The 17,862-nt window shown below is 41.8% G+C and carries 15 protein-coding genes; 10 read left to right on the plus strand and 5 right to left on the minus strand.

What is annotated here, in order from left to right:
- The first annotated feature begins 359 nt into the window (after positions 1-359).
- Positions 360-746: a hypothetical protein gene (locus LZP46_RS05525; RefSeq protein WP_236094935.1), complete on the plus strand. Its 387-nt coding sequence runs from the start codon at positions 360-362 to the stop codon at positions 744-746.
- Positions 747-840: 94 nt separating this feature from the next.
- Positions 841-1,422 (plus strand): ribonuclease HII, encoded by a 582-nt coding sequence (rnhB, locus tag LZP46_RS05530; RefSeq protein WP_131261363.1) that lies wholly within the window; start codon positions 841-843, stop codon positions 1,420-1,422.
- 131 nt (positions 1,423-1,553) lie between these two features.
- On the opposite strand, the gene csrA is transcribed toward rnhB, so the two are convergent.
- From csrA to alaS, 3 genes are all read right to left on the minus strand, one after another.
- Complete coding sequence (csrA, locus tag LZP46_RS05535) at positions 1,554-1,814, minus strand: carbon storage regulator CsrA (protein WP_236094936.1); 261 nt, start codon at positions 1,812-1,814, stop codon at positions 1,554-1,556.
- Positions 1,815-2,065: 251 nt separating this feature from the next.
- Complete coding sequence (locus LZP46_RS05540) at positions 2,066-3,346, minus strand: aspartate kinase (protein ID WP_236094937.1); 1,281 nt, start codon at positions 3,344-3,346, stop codon at positions 2,066-2,068.
- A gap of 64 nt (positions 3,347-3,410) precedes the next feature.
- The gene (gene alaS / locus LZP46_RS05545) at positions 3,411-6,104 is read right to left on the minus strand and encodes an alanine--tRNA ligase (RefSeq protein WP_236094938.1); all 2,694 of its coding nucleotides are present in this window, start codon (positions 6,102-6,104) and stop codon (positions 3,411-3,413) included.
- A 463-nt stretch (positions 6,105-6,567) separates the two neighbouring features.
- Between alaS and gap the strand changes: the two genes are divergently transcribed.
- The 6 genes from gap to LZP46_RS05575 all read left to right on the plus strand — a co-directional run bounded on the left by gap (position 6,568) and on the right by LZP46_RS05575 (position 12,258).
- The gene (gap, locus tag LZP46_RS05550) at positions 6,568-7,602 is read left to right on the plus strand and encodes a type I glyceraldehyde-3-phosphate dehydrogenase (RefSeq protein WP_236094939.1); all 1,035 of its coding nucleotides are present in this window, start codon (positions 6,568-6,570) and stop codon (positions 7,600-7,602) included.
- A 135-nt stretch (positions 7,603-7,737) separates the two neighbouring features.
- Complete coding sequence (locus LZP46_RS05555; RefSeq protein WP_004971580.1) at positions 7,738-8,052, plus strand: hypothetical protein; 315 nt, start codon at positions 7,738-7,740, stop codon at positions 8,050-8,052.
- Positions 8,053-8,216: 164 nt separating this feature from the next.
- Positions 8,217-9,383 carry an ATP phosphoribosyltransferase regulatory subunit gene (locus tag LZP46_RS05560; RefSeq protein WP_236094940.1) on the plus strand — a complete coding sequence of 389 codons (1,167 nt, stop codon included), beginning with the start codon at positions 8,217-8,219 and terminating at the stop codon, positions 9,381-9,383.
- Positions 9,384-9,452: 69 nt separating this feature from the next.
- Positions 9,453-10,772: an adenylosuccinate synthase gene (locus tag LZP46_RS05565; protein WP_236094941.1), complete on the plus strand. Its 1,320-nt coding sequence runs from the start codon at positions 9,453-9,455 to the stop codon at positions 10,770-10,772.
- A gap of 238 nt (positions 10,773-11,010) precedes the next feature.
- Positions 11,011-11,319 (plus strand): hypothetical protein, encoded by a 309-nt coding sequence (locus tag LZP46_RS05570; RefSeq protein WP_236094942.1) that lies wholly within the window; start codon positions 11,011-11,013, stop codon positions 11,317-11,319.
- A gap of 156 nt (positions 11,320-11,475) precedes the next feature.
- Positions 11,476-12,258 (plus strand): M48 family metallopeptidase, encoded by a 783-nt coding sequence (locus LZP46_RS05575; RefSeq protein ID WP_236094943.1) that lies wholly within the window; start codon positions 11,476-11,478, stop codon positions 12,256-12,258.
- A 169-nt stretch (positions 12,259-12,427) separates the two neighbouring features.
- Here LZP46_RS05575 and LZP46_RS05580 read toward each other — a convergent pair whose 3' ends face one another.
- Together LZP46_RS05580 and crp are read right to left on the minus strand one after the other, a co-directional pair.
- Positions 12,428-13,477 (minus strand): NADP(H)-dependent aldo-keto reductase, encoded by a 1,050-nt coding sequence (locus LZP46_RS05580; RefSeq protein ID WP_236094944.1) that lies wholly within the window; start codon positions 13,475-13,477, stop codon positions 12,428-12,430.
- A 205-nt stretch (positions 13,478-13,682) separates the two neighbouring features.
- Positions 13,683-14,387, minus strand: coding sequence for a cAMP-activated global transcriptional regulator CRP (gene crp, locus LZP46_RS05585; RefSeq protein ID WP_070156043.1), 705 nt, complete (start codon positions 14,385-14,387; stop codon positions 13,683-13,685).
- Positions 14,388-14,535: 148 nt separating this feature from the next.
- On the opposite strand from crp, the gene LZP46_RS05590 reads away from it, so the two are divergent.
- Complete coding sequence (locus LZP46_RS05590) at positions 14,536-14,958, plus strand: OsmC family protein (protein WP_070156041.1); 423 nt, start codon at positions 14,536-14,538, stop codon at positions 14,956-14,958.
- 311 nt (positions 14,959-15,269) lie between these two features.
- On the plus strand, positions 15,270-17,849 hold the full coding sequence (gene clpB, locus LZP46_RS05595) for an ATP-dependent chaperone ClpB (protein WP_236094945.1): 2,580 nt from the start codon (positions 15,270-15,272) through the stop codon (positions 17,847-17,849).
- The last annotated feature ends 13 nt before the right edge of the window (positions 17,850-17,862 follow it).

Consider the following 17,862-nt stretch of genomic DNA (forward strand, 5'->3'; position numbering starts at 1 on the left):
TTCAATTGCTTCAGTCGCTTTGCAACATGGATAGAATGCAAATCTTATATATTAATGTAACGTTCAATTGATGCTAAGCCAGAAAATGATCGCTCCCATTACTTGATAAACCTGCATTTATTAGCAAACCTTGCTCTGCATGATTAAATTCTTGTTCTATATGTTTCAACGGCATTCTAAATTTGCCCCCCTTTGATCTTGTTTTAAGTTTCAATCTGTGGCTGAACCCCACTATGACCTTAAGCCTAAGCACACGAATGTAGAAATTGCAAAAAGCTATTCCTTCGCCAAACAACTTTAGGCACAATAGCGACATTGTTTCATCCAAATGACTTGAATATTAAATACAGGAAATATCCATGAAAAAACTACTCGCTGTATTTGCACCTATCGCTTTGGCTTTATCTGCATGTACCACAACTACAGGTACTAATACAGGAACGACAACTGCACCGACAGCAACTCAACAATTGGGTATGGCGGCGATTAAAGTTGCCATCAACGCGAAATGTGTCACTGAACTGAATAACATTCCTGCATGGCACACTGCGACACGTATGATGACAACAACGCAAAAGCAAAATGTTCAAGCTGAAATTTGTGGCTGTGTTAGCGAAAAAGCTCCACAAAACGTGACAGCAGTAGATTTAGCCACTGCAGCAATTGACCCTGCTGCACGTGCAACCATTGTGAGCAATGCAGTATCTCGAACCATTAATGCATGTGTGGCAGAAGCAGTAAAATAAGTTTTACCGATTCTGTAAAATTAAAAATGGTGCGTTGTGACTCGCACCGTAAGATAGGCTGAATATTTCAGCCTATTTTTTATGGAAAAAGATGATGAAAATTGCAGGTGTAGATGAAGCAGGGCGTGGGCCTTTAGTGGGTTCTGTTGTCGCTGCGGCAGTTATTTTAGATCCGAATAACCCGATTGAAGGTTTAAATGATTCTAAAAAGTTGACTGAAAAAAAGCGTGAAAAGTTGTTTGTTGAAATTCAGGAAAAAGCTTTAGCTTGGGCAATTGCAGAAGCATCAGCAGCCGAAATTGATGAACTGAATATTTTGCAAGCGTCGTTATTGGCAATGCGTCGAGCGGTAGAAGCCTTGTCTATTCAACCTGAGCATGTCTTGGTCGATGGCAATAAAATTCCGCAAGGTTTAGCAATGTCGTGTGATGCAGTTGTTGGGGGCGATGCATTACATGCAGAGATTTCGGCAGCCAGTATTTTAGCCAAAGTGGCGCGTGATCGTGAAATGGTGTTGCTTGACCAAGCATTTCCGCAATTTGGTTTTGCTCAACACAAAGGGTACCCAACCAAAGCCCATTTTGAAGCAATTGCGCAGCATGGCGTAATTGCGGCACATCGACGAAGTTTTGCACCTGTGCGTAAGGCTTTAGAGTTAATGGAAAACTCACAGTAATTTTCATGCAAAACTTGTGCTGAGTTGCCTGTAAAATAGCTTTTACATGATTTGAATCAGGGCAAGTTTTTAAAAAGCATTCAGCAGAAAAATTTAAAGCGGCAAATGAGCCGCTTTATATTCAATAAACTTCATCGTTTAACGTTAAAGTCATTATGCGAGTAGTTATCTTCTTCAAATGAAGGTTGATAATCTTGATCTAAGTGTTGCAAATGCTCATGCATGGCACGCTCGTGTTGAATACGTTGATAGATTTCTTCACGATGTACCGATACTTCTTTTGGCGCATTTACCCCAATACGAACCTGGTTACCTTTGACGCCCAGCACAGTCACGCTGACTTGGTCCCCAATCATTAATGTTTCTCCGACACGTCGGGTGAGAATCAGCATGTTTATCTCCTTGCAAAATGCTAAACCTGCATTGATTTTTAAAGCAATTTAAAAGTCACAACCAAATAAAAAACCAGTAAATTTTAACGGAACGTATCATTATTTATTTTATAAGATACAGCGCTGCCAAAATTTATGAAAGCATGTTGCTCAATATAACAGAGCCACTATAAAAAAAACTATAGTGGCTCTATTTTTTTGTACTTTTTCGCAAAATTTGTCAGACAATTACATCTTCTGACAGGGGCGTATTAAGCGCGTGCGCTAGACTCACCGCTTTCACGATCTAGACCAAATACAGTGTGTAAACTACGAACTGCAAGCTCTAAATAATTTTCTTCAATGATGACTGAAATTTTAATTTCAGAGGTAGAAATCATGAGAATGTTAATGCCTTCATCAGCAAGGGCAGTAAACATTTTGCTTGCAACGCCCGCATGTGAACGCATACCTACACCTACGATAGATACTTTGACAATGTCGCTACGTGTCGCGACTTCACGCGCACCAATTTCTTTTGCAGTAGCTTCAAGAATTGATTTTGCTTTGGCAAGTTCACCGCGGTTTACGGTAAAGGTAAAGTCAGTAGTACCATCTTCTTCTACGTTTTGGATGATCATGTCGACTTCAACATTGGCAGCGCCAATAGGTGACAAGATTTTAGATGCAATACCTGGTTCGTCAGGCACACCTAAAATAGTTAATTTTGCTTCGTCACGGTTAAACGCGATACCTGAGATGATAGGTTGTTCCATGTTGTCTTCCAATTCAGTAGTAATGAGTGTGCCGACATTTTGTTTAAAATCTTCGTCGAATGCGCCATCATCGTCATTATCAAAACTTGATAATACACGCAAAGGAACTTGGTATTTACCTGCAAATTCAACCGCACGAATTTGCAATACTTTAGAACCTAAAGATGCCATTTCTAGCATTTCTTCAAAAGAAATACGATCTACTTTTTTAGCTTTTGGCGCAACGCGTGGGTCTGTGGTGTAAACCCCATCTACGTCAGTATAAATTTGACACTCATCAGCTTTCAATGCAGCAGCAAGTGCAACGCCAGAAGTATCAGAACCACCACGGCCTAAAGTAGTGGTGTTACCTTCGGCATCAAAACCTTGGAAACCAGCAACCACAATCACACGACCTGCGTCTAGGTTTTCAGTCAATACATCGGTATTGATTGATTCAATACGTGCTTTGGTAAATGCGCTGTCAGTTTGAATACCAACTTGGCGACCTGTTAGTGATTTTGCTGCAACACCAATAGAATTCAGCGCCATCGCTAACATCGAAATCGTCACCTGTTCGCCTGTAGACACCATTTGGTCTAATTCACGTGGATCAGGGGTTTCGGTAATGGCTTTCGCGAGAGCGAGTAGGCGATTGGTTTCGCCACTCATGGCAGAAACGACAACCACTACTTTGTGGCCATGATCATGCCAGCGCTTCACACGACGTGCAACATTTAAAATGCGCTCGGGAGTACCCATTGAGGTACCGCCATATTTTTGAACGATTAGTGCCATAGTTGTTCCATATAAGCCATGACCCTGAATTACCTGTTCAGGGTCAGTTACACAAAAAGTGAGATTATTTTGCCGCAAGCCAAGCAGTTAAACCTGCCATCACCGATGCAAAGTTCTCGTTAAGTGGCGCGCCACCTTGTGCCAAATCAGGTTTACCACCACCTTTACCACCTAGTTCTGTCGCTAAGTGTTTGATGATGTCTCCTGCTTTAATCGTAGCAGTAAAGTCTGGTGCAACAGAAGCGATTAAGCTGACTTTATCGCCTTCTACACCTGCAAGTACAATCACTGCTTGGTCGAGTTTGGATTTTACACCGTCGTGCAAGTTACGCAGTGATTTTGCATCCATATTTTGTACAGTCGTAATGAGCGTAGTACGTCCAGCAAGTTCTTGTACTTGACTTAAAAGTTCATTTGCTTGGAAGTGCGCTAATTTTTGATTGAGCTGTTCAATCTGCTTTTGAAGGCTAGAAGCAGTATCGACCAAACTAGTGACCTTTTCTAAAGTCTGGTCTTTTTGTGCTTTCAACAAGGCATTGATGCTGTTGATGTCACGTTCAGTCTTTTGAACAGCTTCAATGGCTTTGCTACCTGTAATTGCTTCAATACGACGTACGCCAGCTGCAACACCACCTTCAGAAATGATTTTGAACAGACCAATATCACCCGTACGTTTTACGTGAATACCACCACAAAGTTCAATGGAGAAGTTTTTATCTTCAATAATAGAACCCATAGAAAGTACGCGAACTTCATCGCCATACTTTTCACCAAACAGCATCATTGCGCCTTTGGCTTTCGCTGCTTCAATATCCAGTAATTCAGTAGAAACTGCGGTATTGGCAATAACTTCTGCATTCACTAAACGCTCGATTTCTTGTAATTGTTCAAATGACACAGGTTGGTCATTGGCAAAGTCAAAACGTAAAATATCAGAAGCAACTAATGAACCTTTTTGCTGTACGTGTGCGCCTAAAACTTGACGTAGGGCAGCGTGTAATAGGTGTGTTGCAGAGTGGTTGCGTGCAGTTGCTTCGCGGATGTCTGCTTTTACAATGGCTTCGACGGTTTGCGCAGCTTTTAGGCTGCCCATGGTGACAATACCTTGATGGACAAAGGCACCGCCAGATTTTTTGGTGTCTTGAACTTCAAAAATCCCTGTTTCGTTTTTGAAGATACCTGTATCGCCAATTTGACCACCGCTTTCTGCATAGAAAGGAGTTTGATTCAGTACGATTAAAGCTTCATCACCTTCAACGACTTCATCAACTTGCTCACCATCTTTATAAATAGCCACAATTTGACCCTGACCAGTCGTTGCGTCATAGCCATCAAATTGGGTGTCACCCTCAACTTTTACAATTGAGTTGTAGTCAACCGCAAACTTACCTGCGTCGCGTGCACGTTGGCGTTGTGCTGCCATTTCAACTTCAAAGCCTGCTTCGTCAATGGTCAATTCACGTTCACGTGCGATGTCTGCTGTTAAGTCAGTCGGGAAGCCGTAAGTGTCATATAGTTTAAATACTACTTCACCAGGAATGACAGAGCCTTTAAGCTGTGCCAATTCACCTTCAAGCAATTTCAAACCTTGCTCAAGCGTTTTGGCAAACTGTTCTTCTTCTTTTAAAAGCTGTGCTTCAATACGCGCTTGTTGTGCTGCAAGTTCAGGATAGGCATCACCCATGACTTCAATGAGTGGCTTCAACATTTTATGGAAGAATGAACCTGTTGCGCCTAATTTGTTGCCATGACGTACTGCACGACGAATAATACGACGTAAAACATAACCACGACCTTCGTTAGAAGGGTTTACACCATCAGCAATCAGGAAGCAGCAAGAGCGAGCGTGATCAGCGACTACTTTGAGCGAAGCAGGGTAGTCTACAGGTTTGCCAGTTTGCTGTGCCGTTGCCTCAAGCTCAGTAGTATCTAAACCAATAATTTCTGCAGCATTTTTGAGTAAGTGCTGGAACAGATCAATTTCGTAGTTAGAGTTGACGTGTTGCAATACTGCGGAAATACGTTCCAAACCCATGCCTGTATCGACAGACGGTGCTGGAAGTGGGTGCAGTACACCATCCGCAGTACGGTTGAACTGCATGAATACATTGTTCCAGATTTCAATGAAACGATCACCATCTTCTTCAGGCGTGCCTGGTAAGCCACCCCAGATATGATCGCCATGATCATAGAAAATTTCAGAACAAGGACCACAAGGACCTGTATCACCCATTGCCCAGAAATTATCTGAAGCATATTGACCGCCTTTGTTGTCGCCAATACGGATAATACGAGAAGCATCTAAACCAATTTCTTTGTTCCAGATGTCAAACGCTTCATTATCGGTATGATAAACCGTGGCATATAAACGGTCTTTCGGTAGCGCCAACCATTGTTCGCCTGTTAGAAACTCCCAAGCAAATTTAATTGCATCACGTTTGAAATAATCACCAAACGAGAAGTTACCTAGCATTTCAAAGAATGTATGGTGACGAGCAGTATAACCGACATTGTCTAAATCGTTGTGTTTACCGCCTGCGCGTACACATTTTTGTGACGATACAGCCCGCACATAATCACGTTTTTCCAGCCCTAGGAAACAGTCTTTAAACTGGTTCATACCCGCATTGGTAAATAATAAGGTTGGGTCGTTGGCAGGAACTAGAGAACTCGATGTGACACGTGTATGCCCTTGCGATTCAAAGTAACGCAAAAATGCTTCACGAATTTCAGCTGATGTCATAAAACGAGTACTCACAACCAAGTCACTCCATAAATTCTGATTTGGCTAAATGCAAGACAGTCTGACAAAAAATAATTCTTTTGCTGTCATGCAGGCTTAAAATTTTAAAAACGCCAAATTATAACGGAAAAAGCCACTATCACCAATCATTTTAGTGTGAATAGATGACAATTCTGACGCAAACTTTGTTGTGATTACACAGAATAAATCTTTGCATTAGAAGATGATGAACATTTACATTCAAAGTAAGCGCTTACTGCAGGTCACGGAGTATGCCGAACTGCCATAAAGCGGAATGCAGAAAAGTTAATAAAATGTAGATGTGCGTTAGAAAGCCAAAGCTGATATTTCAATTTGCCGAATTAAACAACAAATTGCGTGAAAATTCGTAGAATTGATCTGATTTTTTTCAGTAGTAGAGCAAAATCTATTAACATAGCACTGCTTCAATTTTGATTTCATTATGAAAGGATCAGTCATGCAACGAGTGGCAATCAATGGCTTTGGTAGAATCGGGCGCAATGTGCTGCGGGCTTGGTTTGAAAATCCCAAAGATTTTCATTTTGAAATCGTGGCGATTAACGATATTGCCGATGTAGAAACTTTGGTGCATTTATTTAAATACGACAGTACCCATGGTCGTTTTAAAGGGCAGGTGGAAATTAGTCTTGAAGATGAACAGGTTTTTCTGAATATTTCTGCGGGCTTGGCACAACTCAAAGTTCAGGTGCTGAATCAGGCGCAACCTGCACAGTTACCGTGGCAATCACTTAATGTCGATGTGGTTTTGGAATGTACAGGTCTGTTTCGTTCCCGTGAGGCAGCAACGCAGCATATTACGGCGGGTGCAAAACGTGTTATTATTGGTGCCGCGCCATTCGATACTGTAGATGCTGCGATTGTTTATGGTGTGAACCATCACGAAGTCAAAAGTACCGATCAAATTATTTCTAGTGTGTCTTGTACTACGCAGGCTTTAGTGCCACTGGTTAAAATTATTGATGATGCTTTTGGAATAGATACCGCATTAATGACTGAAATTCATGCAGTTACAGCCGATCAAACTGTATTGGATCAGGCGCATCGCGATTTACGTCGTGCGCGCGCATCAGGACAAAATATTATTCCGACAACTTCATCTGCCCTGGGTGCTTTAAAACAAGTCATGCCAAAAATGGAAGATCGGATTGATGGTTATTCGATTCGTGTGCCAACCATTAATGTTGCAGCTATTGATTTAACTTTTATTTCGCAGTCACCAATTACGGTGCACAAATTGAATCAGGTGTTATGTGCTGCGGCTGCGCATGATTATGACGAAATAATGCAAGTGACCGATGAGCCTTTGGTATCGAGTGACTTTAACCATTCACCTTATTCATTAATTGTCGATTTAAGCCAAACCATGGTGGTAGGACATCAAGCCAAAGTTTTTGCCTGGTATGACAACGAGTGGGGTTATGCCAATCGGTTACTTGATTTATGCGAATCTTTTAGTCAGCGGGTAGTGTAAGCGGCTACTTTTAAAGACATATACAAAGTGTGAAAAGCATGTAATAGTGTTGACAGATTTTATAATTCGTATTCACGGTTAATTCGCTAATTGATAAAACAAAGTTTGCATAGAAAATTTGAATAGAGTAGTAGCATGATGATTATTTTGTTGTGGGGATTTATTTTTTTGCTCGCACTTGCCGTCATTTTTCTGATTTGGTTGCAGTTTAAAAATCAGGCAGACAGCAGCAGCGACGTGCAGCATCAACAGCAAGTCGAGCAAAAAGTATTACATTTAGAAGAGCACCTGAAAAAGACTTTAGAGATTATGCAAGACTTGGCAAAAAAGATGCAGGTTCAGCAAGATGCGCTGGATAAAACCGTGCAAAAAACAGCACAGCTTGAAATGCAAAACGCCGAGTTGGTCAGTTTATTGGCAAAGGCAGTCAAATCAAATCAGGACTTTTGAATGATGGCTTTGAAAGATGTGGTGTATTCATATTTTTTACCGCATATTTCAGAAAAAGTCAGGTGCATGCGCAAAAGTATCATGCTAAACTAGGAGAAATCGGGTGTGCTCCCGATTTTTTTATGCGGATTCGTTCCGCGCAAACAAGAATTTAGGTTTACAACATGCCCATTTCAGAGACATGGTTATTACCTGATGGTGTAGCTGATGTATTACCAGAACAAGCGCAAGTGATTGAAAACTTGCGTCGTAAGTCACTGGATTTCCTCGCATCTCGAGGTTATCAGTTGGTGTACACGCCATTCATAGAATACATTGAATCTCTATCTTCTCTTTCAGAATCGAATCAAGATTTAGACCTTGCCACATTTAAAGTGATTGACCAACTTTCAGGTCGTTTGCTGGGTGTTCGTGCCGATATGACACCCCAAGTAGCGCGTATCGATGCGCATGTACATCCTGTAGATGGTATTGCACGTTACTGCTATGCAGGTACGGTTTTACATACTAAACCACAAGGTTTTAATTCCACACGTGCACCATTGCAATTGGGTGCAGAGTTATTTGGTTCAGATAGCATTGATGCCGATGTAGAAATGGTTGATCTGATGATCAGCTTGCTCAAAGAAGCAGGTCTGTCAGAAGGTGTGCATTTAGACTTGGGTCATGTCGGCTTGTTCCGGAGCTTGGTTAAACAAGCAGAATTAAGTAAAGCTATTGAACGTCAATTATCAGATTTATATCAGCGTAAAGCCTTGCCTGAACTGGCAGAATTTACCCGAGATTTAAAATTCGGTTCAGATTTTTATGCGTTAGGTCGCTATGCCAGTGATTTAAATGCTTTGCAGGCTCATTTAAGTGTTGAAGTGTTGGCAAATAGCGAATTTAATCAAGCGTTTGAAGCCGTTAAAGCAACACAAGCTGAAATTCAGGCACGTTGGCCAAATTTGCATATTGGTATAGATGTGGTTGAGCTGCGTTCTTATCACTATCACACTGGCTTAATGTACGCGGTATATGCACCCAATCGTGCTGCGCCATTGGCACAAGGCGGCCGTTATGATGGCATTGGTCAGCATTTCGGACGTGCGCGCCCTGCAACAGGTTTCTCTTGTGACTTGTTTGTATTAAGTGCAGGCCGTTTTGAATCATCGTCTGTTGTTGTTGCGCCTAAAGGTTCACAACCAGATTTAATCGCTGCGATTCAAAATACACGTGCGCAAGGCTTTAGTGTAATTCAATTGTTGGGCAATGATGATTTAAACTCGGTTCCATACGCAACACACCAATTGGTTCTTGCAAATGGTGAGTGGACTGTCGAAAAAATTTAATCGCCAAGGCATGTTTCATGTTACAAGTCTTGGTTTTCAATTTTAACAGCATGATGTAATGAGGCTATTATGGGCAAGAATGTTGTGGTACTTGGTACCCAATGGGGCGACGAAGGTAAAGGTAAGATCGTCGACCTGCTCACCGATCAGGCGGCGGCAGTCGTTCGTTATCAAGGCGGACACAACGCAGGTCATACTCTCGTGGTTGGTGGTAAGAAAACTGTATTACACCTCATTCCATCAGGTATTTTACGTGAAAACGTACTGTGCTTAATTGGTAATGGTGTTGTTCTTTCTCCTGAAGCACTTATTAAAGAAATGGGTATTTTGGAGCAAGAAGGCGTGCCAGTGAAAGAGCGTTTACGTATTTCACCAAACTGTCCGCTTATTTTGCCGAACCACATTGCACTTGACCAAGCACGTGAGAAAAAACGTGGTAATGCCAAAATTGGTACAACAGGTCGTGGTATTGGCCCAGCTTATGAAGACAAGGTTGCACGTCGTGCGATTCGTGTTGCTGACTTGGTTCGTGGCGGTGAAGCATTACGCGCTCAATTGACTGAATTATTGGACTATCACAACTTCCAATTGACACAATACTACGGTGTTGAAGCAGTTCAGTTAGATGAAGTTTTAGCGCTATGTGACCAATGGCGTGAAGTGATTGCACCATTAGTGGTTGATGTAACGACTGAAATTCATAATTACCGTAAAAACGGTGACAACATTATGTTTGAAGGTGCGCAAGGCTCATTGCTTGATGTTGACCACGGTACTTATCCGTATGTGACTTCATCGAACACGACTGCGGGCGGTGTAAGCTCAGGTTCAGGCTTAGGGCCATTACATTTAGACTACGTTTTAGGTATTACCAAAGCTTATACCACACGTGTTGGTGCAGGGCCATTCCCAACAGAGTTGGTGTATGACGCAGCAAATGACGTGGGTGATGCGATTGGTAAACACTTAGGTACTGTGGGTCATGAGTTCGGTGCCTCTACAGGTCGTCAACGTCGTTGTGGTTGGTTTGATACCGAAATTTTACGTCGTTCAGTCGATGTAAACTCACTTTCTGGTATTTGCTTGACCAAGTTAGATGTGTTGGATGGTTTAGAAGAAATCAAAATCTGTGTAGGTTATGAAAATGCCGATTCAGGTTGTGTAGGTTCTTCTGATGCGCTTGCATACGAAAACTTAAAGCCAATTTACGAAACTATGCCAGGTTGGTCTGAATCAACTGTGGGCGCGACCAGTGTAGAGCAATTGCCTGAAAATGCAGTGAACTACATCAAACGTCTTGAGCAGTTAATTGAATGTCCAATCGATATTATTTCTACAGGCCCAGACCGCGCAGAAACGATAGTATTGCGTCATCCATTTGATGCTTAAGTGGTTGTGCTTTGACATAACACTCAAGTTCAGATGATGTACTCAGCCCTGTCTAAATGATGGGGCTTTTTATTGATGTTGTTTCAGTTTCAATAGCGACTCATTTTGGGAAAAATTGCAGATGATGCTGAGTGAGTTGTTTTTTCAAGACTAAAGTTGCAGATGACTGGCACTGTGCAGCGCAGGGTGGCTTGTTACAATGGCTTTAGAAAATTAAATTTAATTAAGGTTATGCAGGATGCATAAAAATATTACCAGTACGATTTTTTATTCTTTGTTGTTCGCGATGGGCGGAGCACCGACCATTGCCATGATGCTGATTTTATCGCAAAAGCATGATCCGAATATTATGTATCAGGCATTTATTGGTTTGAGCGTTATTTTTGCCTGTATTTTGGTGCCACTGATTCTGATTCAAAATGCTTACCTACTCTACAAACGCAAAAATCCAGCAATCGAAGAAAAAGTAGAAGTAGTGTCTAAAATTTACTTGGGTTTAAATATCTTCTGTTTAGTGTTTTGGTTGTCTTATCAATTTCTTTACTAAGGCAGTTATTGATCGCTTAGACATACAATCTGTACACAGCTTGGGCGTTGTTTACATAAATGATATGATTATGAAGTGATTATAGATTTAAAGCCTTGAATTGATTTCATATAATTGATTGGTATGAAGATAGCTCGCAAGGCGGAGATTATTATAATGAACAAAAAACTGATGTTAAGTTTATGTGCCGCAGGCGCAATCACAGTTTCAGGGTGTACCACTGTTGCAGACATGGCGGGTGCAGATACTGCGACCCTAAATGCAACTGCAACCAAAAGCTATAACGAAATGGTGCAAGATGCACGCAATAAAAATCAGTTAGACACGAGTTCAACCACGTATAAACGTATCAATACTGTGTTTCAGCGTTTGATTCCACATGCCAACCAAATGAACCAAACTGGTCAGCCTTTCCAGTGGCAATTGGCGGTACTCAAATCTGATCAAGTCAATGCTTTTGTCGCACCAGGCGGTAAAGTAGTGTTCTACACAGGTATTGTGAATAAACTGAATTTAACCGATGCTGAAATTGCCGCAATTATGGGGCATGAAATGGTGCATGCCTTAGAAGAACACGCGAAAAGTAAAATTGGTGCACAGGCCTTAACCAATATTGCCTTGAACGTAGGTTTAAGTGCAGCAGGTAATAACGTTGGTCAATTGGGTGCAGCAGCAGCACAATTGGGTACGCAAATTGGGATTGGCTTGCCCTATTCGCGTAATTTGGAAGGTCGTGCCGATCAGGGCGGTTTAATGCTGATGGCGCGTGCAGGTTATAACCCGCAAGCTGCAATTACCCTTTGGGAGAAAATGAACAAGCTTGAAGGTGGTGGCGGTGCGTCATTCTTATCGACTCACCCATCGAACAGTCAGCGTATTGAAGCAATGCGTAAAAACTTGCCAGCAGCACAAGCGGTATATAACCAAAACCGTCGTTAAGATGACATCAGTCAGTTCAACTGGTTAAGATAAAACACAAAAAAGATGCGCATGGTTTTATGCGCATCTTTTTTTATGAAGACTTTTTGACTTTAAACAGCATAAAAATGATGAGTTATTGCTGAGTTTATATTTTTAATTTCATTTTAAAACAGGGTTTAAAATAAAATTAAGGTGCCGGGTTGGGCTGCTGACGGTGAATCGCTTCAATGTCTTGTAAAATTTCATCAGATAAGTTGATCTCAAAAGCATCAATATTTTGTTTGAGTTGTGCCATATTGGTCGCGCCAATAATGGTACTGGTCACAAAAAATTGCTGCTTGATAAAGGCCAGCGCCAGTTGCGTCAAACTCAAGCCGTGTTGTGCTGCAAGTTGGGCATATTGTTCGGTCGCCCATTCGCTTTGTGGATTGCTGTAACGGCTAAAACGTGAATATAGCGTGACACGGGCATTGGCAGGGCGTGCACCATGACGGAATTTACCAGTTAAATAACCAAAAGCCAAAGGTGAGTAGGCGAGTAGTCCAATACCTTCATAATGGGCAATTTCAGACATGCCGATTTCGTAAGTGCGGTTCAGTAAGTTATAAGGATTTTGTACGCTGACAAATTTGCTTAATCCTAGCTGTTCTGCCAAGTGTAGAAACTTCATGGTGCCCCAGGGGGTTTCGTTTGACAGGCCAATATAGCGAATCCGTCCTTTTTGAATTTCTTGTTGCAACGCGGTTAAGGTTTCAGCAAGGTCGGTTACTTCTTGCGTATTTTGTGCTTCTTGGTTGCCATAACCGAGTTTGCCAAAAAAATTGGTCGGGCGCTGCGGCCAGTGCAGTTGGTATAAGTCAATATAGTCGGTTTGAAGGCGTTTTAAGTTGCCATCTAGCGCAGATTGAATATCCTGTGCGTTAAAGCGAGTTTTGCCATCTCGAATATGACTGCCGCCTTGCGATGGGCCTGCAATTTTAGAGGCTAAAAATAATTTATCACGTCCGCCACGTTGCTGTAACCAATTACCAATGATAGTTTCAGTTGCACCTTGAGTTTCTACTTTTGGCGGTACGGGATACATTTCTGCGGTATCCCAAAAATACACGCCACGCTCTAGCGCATAATCCAGTTGCTCAAAGGCATCTTGCTGGGTATTTTGTTCACCAAAGGTCATGGTGCCCAAGCAGATTTCTGGAACTAAAATCCCCGTCTTTGCCAATGGTTTAAATTGCATATTGTCTCTCGCTCAAGATTATATGTATATATTGATGTTACAAGAGCTGAAACCATTTTGCGCCACTTGTGGCTGCGAAAATTGCTACTTCATTGTAGTGACAGCAATAATAGTATTTTGATAATTGTAAATGGTAAAAAGTTAACAGCTGGTAATAAAAAAGCAAATCCGAAGATTTGCTTTTTTTAATGAGCATATAGATGGTTTACTCGTCATCAAAGTTGCCATCAGTGGATTCATTTTGCTCCAATGAAGCATCAAAAATAAGAATGGCTTTACCATCAGTTTCAATCATGCCTTGCTCTTCAAGTGTTTTTAGAACACGCCCGACCATTTCACGTGAACAGCCGACAATACGACCAATTTCTTGGCGTGTAATACGAATTTGACGACCGTTTGGCAAAATCATGGCTTCTGGCTGCGCAGAAAGATCAATCAAGCAACGTGCAATACGACCAGACACATCTATAAAGGCAAGGTCAGTCACTTTACGTGTAGTATTTTTTAAACGACGTACCAGCTGTGCAAAAACGGCATAGCTTAAATCGGGATATTGTTTGCTGAGTTCGTGGAAATTTTCATAAGTAATTTCTGCGATTTCACAGACATCACGAGTACGAACCTCTGCAGTACGTTGCGGATTCGATTCAAACAGACCCATTTCCCCAAAAAAGTCGCCTGGATTCAAATATGCCACAACAATTTCGCGATCATCATCTTCGCGAAGAATAATTGATACTGAACCTTTTAGAATCAAATATAATGATTTTGATTCAGTCCCTGCATCAACAATAGTTGTCCGTTTTGGATAACGGTTGATGTATGCACGTTTTAATAATGCTTTGACTGATTCAGGCAGTTGTCCTGGGGACAATGCATCAGTACTCAGCTGTGAAAAGTTGGAAGTCATGCTAACGGTTCCGAAAATGGATAAATAATAGATCGCACAAGACCTAGTCTGAACTTGTCACACAGTAGAGATGAAATTCCTTATCAACTCAAGTTATGTTAGTGTACAAATACCCGTGTCAATTTATAGTTTTTTTTAGGTAGTTGCAATGCAAACAAGTGTTCAATGGTTAGAGAACGTTGCTTTTGAAGCCAAATCAGAAAGTGGTCATTCTGTAGTGATGGATGGATCCGCAGAATATGGCGGTGAAAACCGTGGTCCACGTCCTATGGAGTTAATCTTAATGGGACTTGGTGGTTGTGCTTCATTCGATATTGTGACTATTTTAAAGAAATCACGCCAAGAAGTGACGCATGTTGAATGTCAGTTAACAGCAGAACGTGCCGATAGCATCCCTGCAGTGTTCACCAAAATTCATTTGCATTTTGTGGTCAAAGGCAAGGCTGTCAAGGAAAAGCAGGTCGCGAAGGCGGTTGAACTTTCAGCAGAAAAATACTGTTCTGCCAGTAAAATGCTATCTGATGGTGGTGTTGAAATTAGCCATGATTTTGAAATTATTGAACAAGATTAAGCGTTGACTGATAGGTCATACAATGGTTGGTATATTTGCCAATCATTGTAACTAAATATTTCTATTTACATGAATAATAATCAAAAGCCTTTAATTTATTGATATACAAGTGTATGGCAATTATTCAACTCACCATAAAAAAATTACCAGAATAAACTTGAAATTTACTTTAATAAGTCCAATATTATAATTGAAATCCAACTGTTAATTTTAATTAAGATTTTGAAAAATATATAAAAAATTAATTGAAATTTACGCCTGCGTTCCCATATATCCATCAAGTACACAATTTGTTGTGAGGAATAACAAGAATGCGTTTTGAAAAGTTTACCAACCGACTACAGCAAGCTTTATCCGATGCCCAATCTCTCGCGATAGGGAAAGATCATACTGCCATTGAAGGCATTCACTTATTGGCGACTTTGCTCGAAGAAGCCTCCAATGTCAGTTTATTACAACAAGCAGGCGCCAACCTACGTGATTTGCAAAGTAAATTACAGCAAGCGATTGCAGATGCACCGACTTTGGCCAATCCAACAGGCGATATCAACTTAAGTCCAGATGCAGTTAAAGCCCTGAATTTGGCTGACAGTTTTGCCCAAAAAGCAGGTGATGAGTTCTTGTCAACCGATTGGTTGATGCTTGGCTTGGCCGAAGTGGGCGCGACCAAAACACTACTGAACAGTGTAGGCGTGACTTCAGCCAGTTTGCGTAGCGTGATTGACAAAATTAGAGGGGATGAAAAAGTCATGAGCAATAATCACGAAGATCAACGTGACTCACTCAATAAATATACCATTGATTTAACCGAACGTGCGTTGGCGGGCAAGCTAGACCCTGTAATTGGTCGTGATGATGAAATTCGCCGTACCGTTCAGGTGTTGTCACGCCGTACCAAAAACAACCCAGTACTCATTGGTGAACCTGGTGTGGGTAAAACTGCGATTGTTGAAGGTTTGGCGCAGCGTATTGTGAATGGTGAAGTGCCTGAAAGTTTAAAAGGTAAACGTGTTTTATCTTTAGATTTGGGTTCATTGTTGGCAGGTGCGAAATATCGGGGTGAGTTTGAAGAACGCCTAAAAGCGGTCTTAAAAGACTTGGCGAAACAAGAAGGTGAAGTCATCTTATTTATTGATGAATTACACACACTTGTGGGTGCAGGTAAAGGCGATGGTGCCATGGATGCAGGCAATATGTTGAAACCTGCATTGGCGCGTGGCGAATTGCGCTGCGTCGGTGCCACTACTTTAGATGAGTATCGTCAATATATTGAAAAAGATGCGGCTTTAGAACGTCGTTTCCAAAAAGTATTGGTCGATGAGCCAAGTGTAGAAGACACCATTGCAATTTTACGAGGTCTGAAAGAACGCTACGAAGTACACCACGGGGTTAAAATTTTAGACTCTGCGATTATTGCCGCGGCTAAAATGTCGCACCGTTATATCACCGACCGTCAACTTCCCGACAAGGCAATTGACTTGGTGGATGAGGCCGCGTCACGGATTAAAATGGAGCTAGATTCTAAGCCTGAAGCCTTAGATAAATTAGAGCGCCGTTTAATTCAATTGAAACTGCAACTTGAAGCCGTGAAGAAAGATGAAGATGCAGGCAGCCGTGCCGAAGTTGCGCATCTAGAAAAACAAATTATTGAAGTTCAGAATGAATACAATGATTTGGAAGAAGTCTGGAAAGCGGAAAAAACCTTGGTTGAAGGCACTAAGCAAATACAGACTCAGCTTGATCAGGCACGTATGGCATTGCAAAAGGCGCAGCGTGAGAACGACTTGGCAGAAATGTCACGTTTGCAATACGGCGTGATTCCTGAGTTGGAAAAACAACTGGCACAAGATGAGTTGGTTGAAGAGAAAGAAGAACCAAAATTATTGCGTAACAAAGTTACGGACAATGAAATTGCAGAAGTCGTCAGTGCTGCAACGGGTATTCCTGTATCGAAAATGCTGCAGGGTGAGCGTGAAAAACTGCTGCACATGGAAGATTTCTTGCATAACCGTGTGGTGGGACAAGACGAAGCTGTGGTAGCGGTATCGAATGCGGTACGTCGTTCACGCGCAGGTTTGTCTGATCCTAACCGTCCAAGTGGTTCGTTCCTGTTCCTTGGCCCAACAGGGGTAGGTAAAACAGAGTTGACAAAAGCATTAGCAAACTTCTTGTTTGACAGTGATGATGCCATGATTCGGATTGATATGTCTGAATTTATGGAAAAACACTCGGTTAGCCGTTTAGTCGGTGCGCCTCCGGGCTATGTTGGTTATGAAGAAGGTGGTGTGTTAACCGAAGCAGTGCGTCGTAAACCGTACAGTGTGGTGTTGTTTGATGAGGTGGAAAAAGCCCATCCGGACGTATTTAACATCTTATTGCAAGTGTTGGATGATGGTCGCCTGACCGATTCACAAGGTCGCGTGGTGGACTTTAAAAACACTGTAATTGTGATGACTTCTAACTTGGGTTCTCACGATGTACGTGAACTAGGTGACAATCCAACACGTGAAGAAGTACGTGCCGTGGTCATGGCAGCAGTGTCGCAACATTTCCGCCCTGAATTTATTAACCGTATTGATGAATTGGTGGTGTTCCATTCATTGGAAAAAGCACAAATTCGTGGCATTGCCGATATTCAATTGGATCGTTTACGTGCACGTTTAAGCGAACGCGATTTGCGCTTGTCGATAGACGATACTGCATTTGATCAATTGATTGAAGCAGGTTTTGACCCAGTCTACGGTGCGCGTCCATTGAAACGTGCGATTCAGCAACAAGTGGAAAACACGTTGGCGCAAAAAATCTTAGCAGGCGACTTTGTTGCAGGCGATACGATTTTAATTAAAGCTGAAAATGGTCATTTGCTGTTTGAAAAAATGAAACTCAGCTAATTGGCTATATGTT

Origin of the sequence: Acinetobacter sp. SCLZS86 (assembly GCF_021560715.1) — a bacterium.
Classification (GTDB): domain Bacteria; phylum Pseudomonadota; class Gammaproteobacteria; order Pseudomonadales; family Moraxellaceae; genus Acinetobacter; species Acinetobacter towneri_A.